The sequence below is a fragment of the Pseudomonas sp. ANT_J28 genome (assembly GCF_008370005.1).
GTDB classification, from domain to species: domain Bacteria; phylum Pseudomonadota; class Gammaproteobacteria; order Pseudomonadales; family Pseudomonadaceae; genus Aquipseudomonas; species Aquipseudomonas frigoris.
Window position 1 is genome coordinate 1 of record NZ_VOBM01000076.1, and the last position, 14,355, is coordinate 14,355.

Consider the following 14,355-nt stretch of genomic DNA (forward strand, 5'->3'; position numbering starts at 1 on the left):
TCTGCTTACGTTTTCCGGCATATTCGGCATCGGCGAAGGACATCTGTTTCATCGGGGTTCAACCGCTCAGTTTGTGCGAGGTGCGTATTTCACCAAATCTGGATGTCTTTTTCAGAGTTTCCTTAGGTACGCTACGATACGACCATCCTCAGCATTTCCTAAATAGTATCCGCGTAATAGTACTACGGGGGTTTTGGGGGTTTGCTGGATTTGTCCTGCGTATTCGTTAGTTGAGTCCCATAGACCGCTGTCGCGTTGGTATTGATACTCGCAGGTACCTTGGTCGCAGAATACCGTGCCACGAGTTTCTAGAACTTTCACGCTACCATCCTGCATCTGGTAAGGGAGTTTGGCAGGAGTGTCCTCAGGTACGCAGTCCAACCAAGCTGCGTTGCGTTTATTAGTGGGGCATTCTTGTATTTCGTTTGCTTGCCAAGCAGCTGCGCCGAAAGAATATGCACTCGAAATAAAACAAAGTAGTGCAATCAATAGAGATTTTTTGTTCATGCAGATGGTTCCTTCTGTTGAGTAAGTGGCGATGCGGTGCTTGGAAGGGACGGCTGGAAAATAAAACTGTCGAGATGATTTTCCAGCGCCCTTGGGCGAGAACCTTGATGATCCTGATGAATTCGCTACGTAGGCGCTAGGTGAGGATTACGTTAAAAATTGGGATGTAGCTACGGTGATCACGACGCAGGTGCTTACCGATCACTAGCCATACAGCGCAGCTAATGGCGCTACACACAAAGGCAGGGAGTCAGGTATTTGAAGTCATTTTTTCTTATACGTGACTATTATGCAGTCCGTGAGAAAGTATTTTGCTACCTCATAATCTGGGTCGTATGTAGCGAGGTTATGAGCAGCTATTGCCAATCCAGCAGCTATACCGCCCGCGACCGTAAATGCAGCTGCAGCTACTGCTGTGATCCTACCGGCAACATATATGCGGCAAGTCAAGCCTTCTGCTTCGATAAGCTTTTCAATTGTTTCAACTGTGTTGTCAAATGTGTATTTTTTAATGTCTTTTATCGTAAATGTTTTTTTCTGAGAAATTAGTTTTGATATTTCTTCGTTTGTAATGCTAGAGGCCGAGTAAACGCCAGTATCCATTGTGAGGCTCCTTCTTGATTGTAGTGCGTTTATCAAATTTTCATACGATGAAATAAAAGCCTGATCTACACCGCTGGTGACTGGGGGTTCATAAAAAATCCCTATTTAGCAGGCTCACTATCCAGAAGCCCAAGCTCTGGGATTGCGGAGTTGTACCGTCCGAGTTCTGCGGATCGCCTCTGGATTTACCGCGCCTAGCGAATAATTTTTCACCTCAATCCCTCGCAAGAAAAACACCTCGGCCATTACCTATTGCACTGCTGATTCAAGTCCGTAATACCTGGCAGGCGGTTGCTCATAGCTGACAGACGCAGCTTTATGGGTCGTAAATGCCGTGGCCTTAAATGCATCATAGCGCGACGATTTTTGCCATGGCAAGAATCTCCGCAAGTTTCGACAAAGACCTCAATCTCGTTAAGCTCGGGGCCGCTGTGCGGGCGCGTAGGATCGCGCTCTCGTTGTCCCAAGAGACTCTGGCGGATGCCGCTGAAATAGATCGATCTCACATGGGAAAAATTGAGCGTGGCGAGCGAAATGTCACGTTCTTGAACATTTTGCGCATAGCGAAAGCTATAGGGTGCATGCCATCCGATCTACTTATTGATGCCGGACTTTGAGCATGGTGCTCGGGGCATGTTTTTCTCTGGTCACGTAAACGCCTAGCCAGTAGGCATCAGCTAGGCGTTTGCGTGATGGCAGATTTTCTTTCAGGCAACGAACTGCAAGGCCGCGTTGAGAGCTCGTTGTTTTATTGCCGCCCCTTGGCCGAACCAGGCTGTGTCGATGCGGTACTCGGTGTTTCTGGCGCGTCTCTCGTGGTCAACGTATTCGGTGACTGCGTTTAGCAATCCCCAGGCTGTTCCACGAGCGGACTCCAGATCAGATCCTCGACCTTTACCTTCGTATAGGCTTTGTACCTTATCCATCGCTCGCTTGTTGGGGAGTGCATCGGGAATAGGATCGTGGGGGCTGGTATCGCACAGCACGTCCATAAGGAAACCCATGGCCTCATTCCACTGAACCTTACGTTCGGCGAGCATGCGCATCCGGTACATGAATTCGTCCCATTGAGAGACGGCGATGCCTAGTTGCTTTTTTACTGCTTGCGGATCAAAGCGCGTGCTGTGTGGAACCTTGATTGCGTGGGTGGCTCCGCTCAGGGATATGGTCAGTGTGTTGTTGCAGACCACGCGAATGGTGGTGGGAGTTGCAGTGGTGGCTAGTGTGCCGTCACAGGACGTTGCCAGTAGCAGATAACCGTTTACCACGTCATTGCCTTTAATGGCAGTCGACTGTCCGGTCCTCGCCAGTGCCCAGAGTTTTCGACCTCCCTTCAGGACGCCGGCGGTTTCCAGTTCATAGCCAGAGCACTCCGTAAGATCACGGTAAAATTCCAGGACCTCACGGGGCTGGACCACCTGGTAGCGTTGCGAAACCACAGACAGCGGGGCTTTGGTGTCGGAGCGATACAGCACCTTCTGTTCCGGAAAGGAGTGGATGGTACCGAGATGGCCGACGGAATCAGCCACGAAGCGCACAGGCGATTCCCGGATCTGCCAGTTCATGCCCGCTTCTTGTTGCCAGACTTCCAGCGGTTGCTTGGGCGAGAGATGATTACCCAGGCCATGCCAGGGCGTAGCGCCAACGTAAGCCATTTGTTCAATGAGGTGTGCCATGGGGGATCTTCCTTTTCATAGGCGCACGGCGAGGCCGCTGAGCATTCAGCAGAGAGCAATCGACATGCGGAGTGTTGATAGAGAGAGGGCTAAGCGATGGATCAGGCAGCGAAGAGCGGTGGTTTCAAGCAGGAGATGAGCAGTTCAAGTGAAATGACGGCAGCTAAACGACAGTCCGCAGTCGAGACAGCGGTAATTGTCCAAAACTCGTTCATCGACGACCTCGCCGAGTTTTGCACCAGCGATACAGCCGGTTGCCGCACCTGCTAATCCGCCGAGAATGGCCCCGGCTATCCCGCCAACGGCGACCCCTGGAGGGCCGGCGATGACACCGATGACTGCGCCAACCTCGGCACCTGCCATTGCCCCTGTTACCCCTTGGGCGGCGCCGCCGACCGTACCGATGAGAGCGCCGATTTTTCTGGCGAAATCCTTGGTTGTTACGGAGGCTGATTGGCAGCTAGGACACTGGATGGGCATGAGAGATTTCCTATACAGAGATAATTGGGGTGAAGTCATTGCACGGCATAGAACCCATCAAGCAAGTCGCGTATGCGACCTACCTGAGTGGTGAGTTGTCGAGCCTGGTGGTTGCTTAATGCGCAGTACGTACGGAGTCGTGATGTGTGACTGAGATTATTTAGAGAGTAGTAAGCTTAACCACTCGTCGAAATTTTGATGTTTGCATGTAAGTAATGGCTTGATTTATGCTTATAAATATCGCTGAGGGATCTGTTTGGATGGTATAGGATTGGCTTAGATCGAGTTGGACAGGGTTGGGGATAGACGTTTTTTGCTGGAAATGGACCTGAGAACTAACTTGTTTGCCTGAGAACTAAGTCTCCTGGCCTCCGCGCCCGCCAGAGAGGGGGGAGGCCATGGTGCGCGTGGGCCTGGGCGTGTGTGGCCATTTGCTGCGTTGGCAGCCCCCCTGGGCGCGCCTCAGAAATCCTAACCAGAAATGCATGTAGGATAGCCGGTGGTTTTTTTGGCTGGTCGGCTTATCTAGAGTAAAGCTCTCTTACCAACGAGGGCGTCTCAAATGAGCACAGAACCATCACAGTCGCTTCGGGTGCTTCGCCTGCGTCATGTGATACAGCGGGTTGGTTTGTCGAGATCAACCATCTATGACCGCATAAATCCCAAGTCATCGCGATATGACGAGAGTTTCCCTAAGCCTATAAAAATTGGCGCATCTGCAATTGGATGGATTGAATCCAGTATTAGTGAGTGGATCGAATCAAGGATAGAACAGGGTAGGGCGCTTGTATGAGTGAAAGTTACGAGTAATGGTGAACTAACTTTTTAGCCGTATGCTTGATTGTCATATCTCAATATGTGCCTATTCCCTGATGCTTTTTAACATTTCCTTTTGGGTTTCTGGGGGTGTGAGTCTGGGTTGAGTTCTGGGTCTTATGTTATACCAATAGTAATATCAATAATAACCATGTTAATAGGGATAATGCCCTCTGTAATCCTAAGGGTAGTAGCTCCGTGTACAACTTTTCTAATTGCATTGAGAGAATAACCTTTATGGATGAGTATGATGAACTGTGCGCAGTAATGAAGGAGAAGTGCCTAGAGAACATATTTGACAGCGAACAGGATAGATGTTGCCAAGAGTTTGGTGGCGAGAACATGTTCTTTGATGGCGTTACGAAAGTCGTTGCAGCTATTAGGGTTATTCAAGAGACCAAAGGTAAAGCCTTATTGTCCGCCAAGTATCAGGGGTTTGATTTGGTTACTAGCAAGCGAGGTGGAGTAGTTGTCAGGGCGATGCGAGAGGGTGTGTCGGAGTATGAGTGGGCTAAGGCTAATTACAGGCTTAGTCCTTACATAGACAAGTTTTATGAGTGTCGTCAAGCCTTTCCGTATGGCATACGCTCTGATTCATTGATAGTTGATGGGGGTGAGTCGTTGCGGCAGATGAACGCATTCGTTATGGGAGTCTACGAGGCTATTACTTCAAAAGAGTTCAAGAAAGCTGAGCGTGCTCATGCTAGGGCGGCTAACAAACTGTACGTGAGCTTCGTAAGCTATATCGATGATCTTATTGCTGTATATGCTCGGCTGGTAGTGGTTAGGATTGATTTGTCGTACAAGAGGTCTCAGTTTGAATTTGATGATTTTGATTGCGTACATGATAAAGTGGATGAACAAGAAAGTTCAGAGCACCTTTTCAATCATCGAGACCAATTATTGAAAAGACTGTCAAAAAGTAATTCACCGTATTGCATGGTGGGTTATGCATGGAAGCTGGAATACGGTAAGAGGAGGGGGTTTCACTACCACCTCATGCTATTTTTAGATGGATCTAAGGTCATGCGGCATATAGCAATTGGCAAGGCAATAGGGGAGATGTGGATTGATGAGATAACTGGCGGATTGGGGAGCTATTGGAACTGTACTGGCAAAGCGTTTTATTATAAAAGCTGTGGGGTAGGGGAGGTCGACCATTATGATGCAGAAAAGATACTGGCAGTCAAAGATGCCGCAGCATATCTCGTGAAGATAGACCGTTGGATTGCAGTTTTCCTGCCGGGGGGAAAGCGTTGTTTTGGGAAGGGTGTGGTGAAGAAAATAGAAGGTAAGAAACTGGGTAGGCCCAGGGTAAAAGAAATACAAGCTACACCCTGATAGCAATGCTCAGGTCATGCTTCAGGCTTTGAACAGTTCTCGACATATACCGCCTCAATACCGACCAAGTCTAGCCAGTCTCTTATCCGCCTCTGTACATTTCCAGGAGTGATCTGATTTGGAGTGCTGATTTTGTTTATACGTAAGAACTCCTCCAAGATTGGAGCTATAGCCTTTGCGGCTCGAGGTTTACTTATCCAGCCGCCATTGGGCGAAAGCTCTCTGAGGAGTACGCAGGTTTGAATTTGAGCAGGGGCGTACTGCTTGGACTTTTCACTAGATGCATTTTTGGCTAGTTGCTTTCGATCGGGTTCCACTGACTCTCGAATTAACCGCATGTCTCCTTTATAAAGACATTGCAGGCTTAGGAATAGGGCCATTACTATAGCTTTGGAGTCTGCCTTGGGAAGTGGTGTTTCGGTGGTTTCTAGGTGAGCTGTTGAAATAATGTTAGCAAAGTCGAATGTCTGGAACGCCTCTACGAAGTGATTGCAAATTGTGCGATGCTCTCGTGATAGAGTAATATTTTCTTTTAGTTGCTTGATCGCTATTTTTGTTTTGTTTTTGGTTGTGCATTGGGCGATTTTTTTTAGTTCAATAAGTAATTTTTCTCTTGTTGTAGGGTCGAGTGATCTTAGGAAGATAGCAAGCCTCTTGCTAATCAAAGCGAAAGTTTCAATTTTTGCTTTTTCGATTCCTAGATTCGATAGGAAATTTATTGTTTTTACAATGTTGTGAATATCTTTGTTTTCCGTTGTTGATAGACCATGTTCGTAAATTTTTTCAAGCTCGGTTTTGGGTGTCGCTTTTAGTACATCGATTTCTTCATTTGAAATAGTTGTCATCGTAGTTTCAGCCTTCCGAGCTTTACTCCCGGAGGGACCCTTGAGTGATGTAGCTGTCAGAGAGCGAGTACCGTACGGTAAAAGGAGGCCAGTGGCTAGTGTACGGGTTTAAAGCGCTCAGCCCGTTATACGATCGCTTACCGGGCCCCCTCGTAAAGGCTCGCAATCAGATATGGCTGGAGGCCATAATTTTTGTATGGTCTGCAATTGTGTTATGGATGAAGTCTGCCCAGTCAGCCATCAGAGCCCGGCGTTTGTCGAGGAAGTCTGAGCGAGAGTAAGCCCCCTCAGTCTGATCGCGCTCGTCATGTGCGAGAGCCATCTCACAAACCTCACGCGGGTAGTGCGTACATTCCCCCGCCCAGTCTCGAAATGAAGAGCGAAAGCCGTGTCGTGTGACTTGCTCGTATCCCATGCCATGTAGGAGTGTGCGTATGGCGTTTGCGTGCATAACCCCGGTTTTTCCCTGTCCTGGGAATAGATAGGGGCTTCCTGTAACTCGTGGTACAGCTTGAAGCAGTTGTACCGCATCATTGGCAAGTGGAACAACGAAGGCTACTCGCATTTTCATTCGCTCACTTGGCAGTGACCAGGTGGCAGCCTCTAGATCAAACTCATCCCAGCGAGCGAATCTCACCATTTGCGCGCGTGCGCCGGTCATGATCAGTAGTTGAGCGGCCCAACATGGCGGTGTGGCAATTGCCCTGAGTTTGGTCATCAGCGCCGGCACCTCCTGCCACCGCAAAGCTTCAAAGTGCTCGCGTTTCCGAGCCTTCTTCTTTTCCGCACGACTCAGTAGATTGTCCAGGTGCCCGCGCCAGCGAGCAGGGTTCTCGCCCTCTCGAAGGTTGCGTGCTTTGGCAGCGTCCAGAACCTGTTCAATTTGCCCACGTACCTCGTCGGCAGTTCTGGTCTTAGTGGCCCAGATTGGTTGCAGCACCTTGAGTACCTGGGGAGTACCAACCTCCTCGGCTGACAGTTTGCCAATGTGGTCAAACGCATACAGCTCCAGCTTTCGAAGCCAGCCTTTACGCCACTTATCTGACCAGGAGCCCCCGTGCGCTTCGAAGTACTCTTTCGCGAGTGTCTCGAACTTTAGCTGTTTCGCCTCGCTGGCTCGCTGTGCTTCGCGTTGAGCAGCGCGTTCGATGTCGCGAGCTGTTAGGGGGTCTACACCGTCGCTCAATTGGCTGCGTTTGACACTGGCTTCATGCCTGGCCTTCTTGAGGCTGACCTCGGGGAATGAGCCTAAGCCCATCTCCCTACGACGCCCCGCCAGTTGAAAGCGAAGTAGCCAGGATTTTCGTCCGGTAGCTTTGACGACCAAGCGAAGCCCATCGCCATCTTCGTAGGTGCCAGCTTCGGTCAGGTTTTCGATTTGTTTCGGATTCAGCTTACCCATTTGATTTCCCCTTTCGTCCCTTTGTCCCCCCACCTGTCCCCCCACTTCATCGTCGGATGAGGTCAAATGGCGTTGAACACCATCGGACAGGGGAGCGCCTGAAAGGCCCGTGATAGCTAGGCTATCGGCAGGAATCTCGGATGGGATAGGATTACTTTGGACAATTAAAAAGCCGGCTTGTGGCCGGCTTCTCGGGGACTGGCTTGGTTCATTTTTGGTAAACCGCGCCAGCCTTCAAAACGTACACCCGGATCTTGCGTCCGGCTGTGGGACTTGGCGAGAAAGTCATCTGCCTTGTCGGTGCGATTCGCCGCCGCGGGGCGGGTCGATGCGCAAATGTGGGGCGCAGCATACTGATTTTTTTGCGGAATTCCCAGCGTGGTGTGCGGGGTAGAGCTATCCCGGGAGTTGTAGCAGCAGGCTTCGCCAGCGGCTACAAAGTTATGTGTTTACAGAAAAGGTACGGGTGGCCTGCGTTTATTCAGGGTCGACCACCAGAATACCCATCCCAGAACCCTTATTTGTTGTTCTTCGATTTGTGGAGGTCTGAAAACTTCATCCGGGTATTCGGAGCTGTTGTGGCTGCGCATGCGTATCGCGTTGCCTGGTACGCGGCTCAGGTATTTGATGCGCAACATGCCGTCGTGCTCGATTGCGTAAATCTCTCCGTCGACAATTTGCGTGAGCCCGCGGTCGATGGCGACGATGGAGCCATCTTCGATTTTTTCGGCCATGCTGTTGCCAACCATGCGGGCGCAGATGGCATCGGCGTGGTTGATTTCCAGGGAGTCAAGATCGCTGCGCGGCAGGCGGATCGATTCGCTGGGGTCTTTGATGACATGCGTTTTGTCGGAGCCGGGGGTAGTGGCCGTTTCTTTGTAAAAGGGTAGTTCGATATCGACTGGGTCGATGACCCGATAGGTGCCCCGGATTGACTGGGCGTCGAAGGTGTTGCCGGATGCGTCGATCAGATGCAATGCCCTGGCGTCTTGCGGTCCTTCGCCGGTTTTCAGCCATTCAGTGTTCACGGACAGTCTTCTGGCGACATCTTCCATGCGGTAGTCAGGAACTCCGCGGGTATACCAGTTATGGACAGTTTGAGGGTCGGAAATACCCAGGAATTCGGCAAATCTCGTTGTCGTGATTTGTAGCTCTTTCAGGAGCATTCTGAATCGTGGGCCGCAGGATTTGTTCTTTTTCATAAACACGAGTCTAGCCGTGCGGCATAAGGCTTTGATTCAACAAAACGTTCAAATCTGGCGTGAAATTTAAGTCCTGATGTAAGACGTCTTTTGTAAAAATTAAACAAGAAAAAACCGGTTTGCCTGCCAGTTAAATGTGCTGTTGAACATGATATTCAAACGCCCACAAAAAACCCCGGATCAACCGGGGTTCTTCGTTATAGCAGCTCGTGAGAAGCGGCTATCAGCCTTTATAGGCAGCAACCGACTTCATGATCTCGGTGCGAGCGGCTTCGGAGTCGCCCCAACCTTCGATCTTCACCCATTTGCCTTTTTCGAGGTCTTTGTAGTTCGCGAAGAAGTGCTCGATCTGCTGGATCAGCAGCTGTGGCAGGTCGCTGCATTCCTTCACGTCGACGTACAGCTGGGACAGCTTGTCGTGTGGCACTGCGATGACTTTGGCATCGCCGCCGCCGTCGTCGGTCATGTGCAGAATGCCGATTGGACGGGCGCGGATAACCGAACCAGGAGCAACCGGGTAAGGGGTCACGACCAGCACGTCGAGGGGATCACCGTCGTCAGCCAGGGTGTTGGGGATGAAACCGTAGTTGGCCGGGTAGAACATCGGGGTGGCCATGAAACGGTCAACGAACAGGCAATCGCTGTCTTTGTCGATTTCGTATTTGATCGGGGCGTGGTTGGCCGGAATCTCGATCGCGACGTAGATGTCGTTCGGCAGGTCTTTGCCAGCCGGAATCTTGCTGTAGCTCATTGGGCGGTGCCCCCGTTAGTTGACCAAAAACACTTGGCCGGATTGACCAAAAAGTGGCGGCGATTATAGGCATATTCCGCCGCCGTTGCTATGTACCAGAGGTCGTAGAGACCTTAGTCGCGTGCCTGATAGACCGGGTCTTCGGCCAGAAGTTGCCGCAGCCGGGTTAGCGGGTCCTGGCGGTAAAACAGCTTCAGCTGCTCATACACCAGAGGATACGCCTCGTGCAGCAAATCCGGGGCGCTGAAGAAGTATTCGCTGGTGACCGCGAAGAACTCAGCCGGGTTTTCCGCAGCGTACGGGTCGATGGCGGTGTCAGCGTCGGGATTGCGGTCCAGTTGCCGATCAAGGTCGTCGTAGGCCTCTTGCATGACCTTGGCCCAGTCGCTGACCCGCATGTCGGCGTGCAGCGGCGGCAGGCCGTTGGCGTCGCCGTTGAGCATGTCGAGTTTATGCGCGAGTTCATGGATCACCAGGTTGTAGCCTTCCCAGCCACCACTGGCCATCACCCCGGGCCAGGCGAGGATGATCGGGCCTTGCTGCCAGGCTTCGCCGCTGTGCTCGCCGTCCCATTCGTGCTCGACGCCGCTGGCGTCGCGATGGCGCTGGGGGCTGAGAAAGTCGTCGGGATAGAGGACGATTTCGTGGAAACCCTGATACCAGTTCAGATCGCCCAGATGCAGCAACGGCAATTGCGCCTGGGCGGCAAGCAGCAGGCGTTGCTCCTGGTGAAGTTCGACGCCGGGCAGGGCGGTCAAGTGTTTGTCCTGGAGGAACAGCACGCTGGCTTCACGCAGCCACCGGTCTTCGGCGGCGCTGAGGCCATCGAGAAAACTCAGGTGATGGCGCACCCGCTGCCACATGTCGTCGGCAATCGGATGCTTGGCCAGGATGCGCCGACGACGCCAGGCGCTAAGGGACCACATGGTGAATCAACGCGATTGGGCTTTGGACGCGGCGTTAGCAAGGCGGCTGCGGATCATGCCGATGATCATCGGTACCAGCGACAGCAGGATGATGCCCACGACCAGCAGCGACAGGTTCTTTTTGATGAACGGTACGTTGCCGAAGAAGTAACCGAGGGTCACCAGACCGCCCACCCAGAGGATCGTGCCAAAAACACTGAAGGCGAAGAAACGCGGGTAGGGCATTTTGGCCACGCCGGCGACAAACGGTGCAAAGGTGCGAATGATCGGCATGAAACGCGCCAGCGTCACCGTTTTGCCGCCGTGCTTGTCGTAGAAGTCGTGGGTTTGTTGCAGGTAGTCGCGGCGGAAGATTTTCGAGTTCGGGTTACTGAATAAGCGCTCGCCGGCTGTTCTTCCGATCAGGTAGTTGGTGCTGTCGCCAAGGATTGCCGCCAGCATCAGCAGGCCACCCAGCAGCACCGGGTCCATGCCGCCGCCGGCAGCTACTGCGCCAGCGATGAACAGCAGGGAATCGCCCGGCAGGAATGGCATCACCACCAGGCCGGTTTCGCAGAAGATCACCAGGAACAAAATGGCGTAAATCCATGGCCCGTAGTTGTTTACCAGCAAATCGAGGTACACATCGAGATGCAGGATAATGTCGAGCGGGTTGAAATCCATGTGGGGCACCTGTGGTGATAGTCCGACTCAGCAGACCTGTGCGATTGACTTCATGTAAGGCTACAAGCGGGTGTAGTTTTTCTTACAAGCCGGGAAGCTCGGGATTATACGGGCTGAGAAGTGAAAAACGCGTTGAGTTTGTAGCGGGGAATTTCGGAGCGCAGTGAGTAGACGACCGCAGCCACAGGGCGGTACCCATAAGGGCTGCGATCTTTTCGGCTTACAGCTCGTCGCTGATCGGCAGGACGTAGTTCTTGAACTCGGTGTCTTCCTTGAATCCGATGGATTCGTAGGTTTTCTGCGCGACTTCGTTGTTGCTGCTGGTGGAAACGCGCATGCGTACTGCGTTGGTTTCCTTGGCCATTTTCTTCGCGGTGCGGATGAGGTTGTCGGCCACCAGCTGACGGCGAGCCTCTTCGGCGACGTAGATGTCGTTGAGGATCCACACGCGCTTCAGCGAAAGGGACGAAAAGCTCGGATACAACTGACAGAAACCCATCAGTTTGTTGCTGTCGTCATCGGCCAGGGCCAGGTAGATCACCGACTCCTTGCGACGCAGGCGCTTTTCAAGGAACGCCCGGGACGAGTCCGGATAGGCCAGGGAGCCATAAAACTCGCGATACTTGACGAACAACGGGGTCAACAGGTCCAGGTGTTCGAGGGTCGCTTGAATAATCCGCATGGTAGGTCTCGTCTTCAAGTGGCTGTCTTCACGTACTGTGACGGCGAACGGTTCTCACTCGGGCAGCCGTGTTTCGATCCTGCCTTAAACTGAATCAGAAACGCAATGCGGAAACGGTTCAGGCATCCGGCAGACTCAGTAGGAAATTACCTTTCATGTCCGCTCCTGCGTCCGACTCCAGTGTCTGAACCTGCGCTTCGTCCTTCAGATTGACCCCTGAAAACTGCCGCCGGCAGGCTTCGCGCATCAAATACAGCAAACGGTGTGCCGCCATGCCATAACTCAGGCCTTCGAGTCGGACGTTGGAGATGCAGTTGCGATAGGCATCCGTCAGCCCGACCTTTGGATTGTAGGTGAAATACAGCCCCAGGCTGTCCGGGGAACTGAGGCCAGGGCGTTCGCCGATCAGGATTACCACCATTTTCGCACCCAGCAGTTCGCCGATCTCGTCGGCTACGGCGACTCGACCCTGTTCCACCAGAATGACCGGTGAGACGGACCAGCCGTCACTCACAATCTGATCTTCCATCCGCGCCAGAAACGGCAGGGTATGGCGATGAACAGCCAGCGCCGACAACCCGTCGGCAACGACAATTGCCAGATCGACACCGCCGGGATTGGCCAATGCGTAATCGCGCAGTGTCTGAGCCGACTCATCACTTAGCTTTCGCCCCAAATCGGGGCGTTGCAAATAACTGTTCCGGTCCGTAGCGGCGCTGTGTAGCAGCAAACTGGCACGCCCGCGTTCAGCCAGTTGTGAGCTGAGCCCCGCATGGTCGAACGGCAAGTGCACCGCATCCCGCGCCTGAGCGTGGGCGTACTGGAAATCCAGCTGCGCGCTGGTCGGCATGCTGGTGCCGGTTCTACCCAAGGCTATCCGCGCTGGCGTCAGGCGACGCAGTTCTAGCAACGGGTTCTGTGGATCAACGGGTGGTTTGTCCATTTCAACACTCATCCCAGTTGCGCCATCGCTTGGCGGAAAGCCGGCGGCAGGCTGTCGCCGAAGTGAATCTTGCCGTCTGCCTGGGTGAAAATGCCCATTCTCGCCAGCCATTGTTCGAATTCCGGCGCCGGTTTCAGGCCCAGCGTCTGGCGGGCGTAAAGGGCGTCGTGGAACGAGGTGGTCTGATAGTTGAGCATGATGTCATCGGAGCCGGGGATGCCCATGATGAAGTTGATCCCGGCCACGCCCAACAGGGTCAGCAGGGTGTCCATGTCGTCCTGGTCGGCTTCGGCGTGGTTGGTGTAACAGATGTCGCAACCCATGGGCACGCCCAGGAGCTTGCCGCAGAAGTGGTCTTCGAGGCCGGCGCGGATGATCTGTTTACCGTTGTAGAGGTATTCCGGGCCGATGAATCCTACAACGGTGTTCACCAGGAACGGTTTGAAATGTCGCGCCACAGCGTAGGCGCGGGTTTCGCAGGTCTGTTGATCGATGCCGTGGTGGGCGTTAGCTGACAGGGCGCTGCCTTGGCCGGTCTCGAAATACATCAGATTCTGGCCCAGCGTGCCGCGATTCAGGCTCAAACCGGCGTCGTAGCCTTCCTGCAACACGTTCAGGTTGATACCGAAACTGGCGTTGGCCGCTTCGGTGCCGGCGATCGACTGGAACACCAGGTCCAGCGGAACACCGCGATTTATAGCCTCAATGGACGTGGTGACATGCGTCAGCACGCAGGCCTGGGTTGGAATCTCGTAGCGCTCGATGATCGCGTCGAGCATTTCCAGCATGGTGCAGATTGAGGCGATGCTGTCGGTGGCCGGGTTGATGCCGATCATTGCGTCGCCATTGCCGTACAGCAGGCCGTCCAAAATGCTCGCGGCGATGCCGGCCGGTTCATCGGTGGGGTGATTGGGTTGCAGGCGTGTGGATAACCGGCCGCGCAAACCCATCGTGCCGCGGAATTTTGTAATAACACGGATTTTTTGCGCCACCAGCACCAGATCCTGCACGCGCATGATCTTGGACACGGCGGCGGCCATTTCCGGGGTCAGGCCGGGCGCGAGGGCGCGCAGGCTCTGTTCGTCGGCGGCATCGCTGAGCAGCCAGTCGCGAAAGCCGCCAACGGTGAGGTGGCTGACGACCGCGAAAGCTTGTTTATCGTGAGTGTCGATGATCAGTCGGGTGACTTCATCGGCCTCATAAGGAATGAGTACCTCTTGCAGAAAGTGGCTGAGCGGGATGTTGGCGAGGGCCATCTGCGCGGCCACACGCTCGCCATCGTTGAGGGCGGCGACGCCGGCCAGAAAGTCCCCGGAACGCGCCGGGCTGGCCTTGGCCATGACGTCCTTGAGACTCTCGAAGCGATAGGTCTGGGCGCCGACGGAATGGGCAAATGCGGCCACGTTATTCTCCTGATTCAATCAACGACTCAAATACACCACCAAACACCTGTGGGAGCGGGCTTGCTCGCGAAGGCGGTGTGTCATCCAGTACATGTGTCGGATGACACACCGCCTT

Annotated in this window: 16 protein-coding genes; 3 read left to right on the forward strand and 13 right to left on the reverse strand. The window is 53.4% G+C overall.

Annotation, left to right across the window (positions count from 1 at the left end):
- Window positions 1-111: 111 nt before the first annotated feature.
- Both FQ187_RS29115 and FQ187_RS29120 read right to left on the reverse strand, forming a co-directional pair.
- Window positions 112-507, reverse strand: coding sequence for a hypothetical protein (locus FQ187_RS29115; RefSeq protein WP_149632131.1), 396 nt, complete (start codon window positions 505-507; stop codon window positions 112-114).
- 264 nt (window positions 508-771) lie between these two features.
- A complete protein-coding gene (locus FQ187_RS29120) occupies window positions 772-1,110 on the reverse strand; it encodes a hypothetical protein (RefSeq protein WP_149632132.1) in 339 nt (112 codons plus the stop codon).
- 371 nt (window positions 1,111-1,481) lie between these two features.
- Between FQ187_RS29120 and FQ187_RS29125 the strand changes: the two genes are divergently transcribed.
- The gene (locus FQ187_RS29125; RefSeq protein WP_149632133.1) at window positions 1,482-1,727 is read left to right on the forward strand and encodes a helix-turn-helix domain-containing protein; all 246 of its coding nucleotides are present in this window, start codon (window positions 1,482-1,484) and stop codon (window positions 1,725-1,727) included.
- A 90-nt stretch (window positions 1,728-1,817) separates the two neighbouring features.
- Here the strand turns inward: FQ187_RS29125 and FQ187_RS29130 are convergent, their stop codons facing one another.
- Complete coding sequence (locus tag FQ187_RS29130; protein ID WP_149632134.1) at window positions 1,818-2,786, reverse strand: DUF932 domain-containing protein; 969 nt, start codon at window positions 2,784-2,786, stop codon at window positions 1,818-1,820.
- 144 nt (window positions 2,787-2,930) lie between these two features.
- Window positions 2,931-3,266: a hypothetical protein gene (locus FQ187_RS29135; protein ID WP_149632135.1), complete on the reverse strand. Its 336-nt coding sequence runs from the start codon at window positions 3,264-3,266 to the stop codon at window positions 2,931-2,933.
- A 562-nt stretch (window positions 3,267-3,828) separates the two neighbouring features.
- On the opposite strand from FQ187_RS29135, the gene FQ187_RS29140 reads away from it, so the two are divergent.
- The gene (locus FQ187_RS29140) at window positions 3,829-4,059 is read left to right on the forward strand and encodes an AlpA family transcriptional regulator (RefSeq protein ID WP_149632136.1); all 231 of its coding nucleotides are present in this window, start codon (window positions 3,829-3,831) and stop codon (window positions 4,057-4,059) included.
- A gap of 260 nt (window positions 4,060-4,319) precedes the next feature.
- On the forward strand, window positions 4,320-5,423 hold the full coding sequence (locus FQ187_RS29145) for an inovirus-type Gp2 protein (protein WP_149632137.1): 1,104 nt from the start codon (window positions 4,320-4,322) through the stop codon (window positions 5,421-5,423).
- Window positions 5,424-5,437: 14 nt separating this feature from the next.
- On the opposite strand, the gene FQ187_RS29150 is transcribed toward FQ187_RS29145, so the two are convergent.
- The 9 genes from FQ187_RS29150 to FQ187_RS29190 all read right to left on the reverse strand — a co-directional run bounded on the left by FQ187_RS29150 (window position 5,438) and on the right by FQ187_RS29190 (window position 14,240).
- Entirely contained in the window at window positions 5,438-6,268 is an 831-nt protein-coding gene (locus FQ187_RS29150; RefSeq protein WP_149632138.1) for a hypothetical protein, read from the reverse strand.
- Between the two features lie 166 nt (window positions 6,269-6,434).
- On the reverse strand, window positions 6,435-7,670 hold the full coding sequence (locus FQ187_RS29155; protein WP_149632139.1) for an integrase arm-type DNA-binding domain-containing protein: 1,236 nt from the start codon (window positions 7,668-7,670) through the stop codon (window positions 6,435-6,437).
- Between the two features lie 449 nt (window positions 7,671-8,119).
- A complete protein-coding gene (locus tag FQ187_RS29160; protein WP_149632140.1) occupies window positions 8,120-8,872 on the reverse strand; it encodes a S24 family peptidase in 753 nt (250 codons plus the stop codon).
- 223 nt (window positions 8,873-9,095) lie between these two features.
- Window positions 9,096-9,623, reverse strand: a complete 528-nt coding sequence (gene ppa, locus FQ187_RS29165) for an inorganic diphosphatase (RefSeq protein ID WP_054052377.1) — start codon at window positions 9,621-9,623, stop codon at window positions 9,096-9,098.
- Window positions 9,624-9,736: 113 nt separating this feature from the next.
- On the reverse strand, window positions 9,737-10,549 hold the full coding sequence (locus FQ187_RS29170; RefSeq protein WP_149632141.1) for a zinc-dependent peptidase: 813 nt from the start codon (window positions 10,547-10,549) through the stop codon (window positions 9,737-9,739).
- Window positions 10,550-10,555: 6 nt separating this feature from the next.
- Window positions 10,556-11,212 (reverse strand): DedA family protein, encoded by a 657-nt coding sequence (locus FQ187_RS29175; RefSeq protein WP_056743613.1) that lies wholly within the window; start codon window positions 11,210-11,212, stop codon window positions 10,556-10,558.
- A 220-nt stretch (window positions 11,213-11,432) separates the two neighbouring features.
- On the reverse strand, window positions 11,433-11,894 hold the full coding sequence (locus FQ187_RS29180) for an N-acetyltransferase (RefSeq protein ID WP_095130795.1): 462 nt from the start codon (window positions 11,892-11,894) through the stop codon (window positions 11,433-11,435).
- Between the two features lie 118 nt (window positions 11,895-12,012).
- On the reverse strand, window positions 12,013-12,837 hold the full coding sequence (gene eutC / locus FQ187_RS29185) for an ethanolamine ammonia-lyase subunit EutC (protein WP_178122790.1): 825 nt from the start codon (window positions 12,835-12,837) through the stop codon (window positions 12,013-12,015).
- A gap of 8 nt (window positions 12,838-12,845) precedes the next feature.
- Window positions 12,846-14,240, reverse strand: coding sequence for an ethanolamine ammonia-lyase subunit EutB (locus FQ187_RS29190; RefSeq protein WP_149632143.1), 1,395 nt, complete (start codon window positions 14,238-14,240; stop codon window positions 12,846-12,848).
- Between the last annotated feature and the right edge of the window lie 115 nt (window positions 14,241-14,355).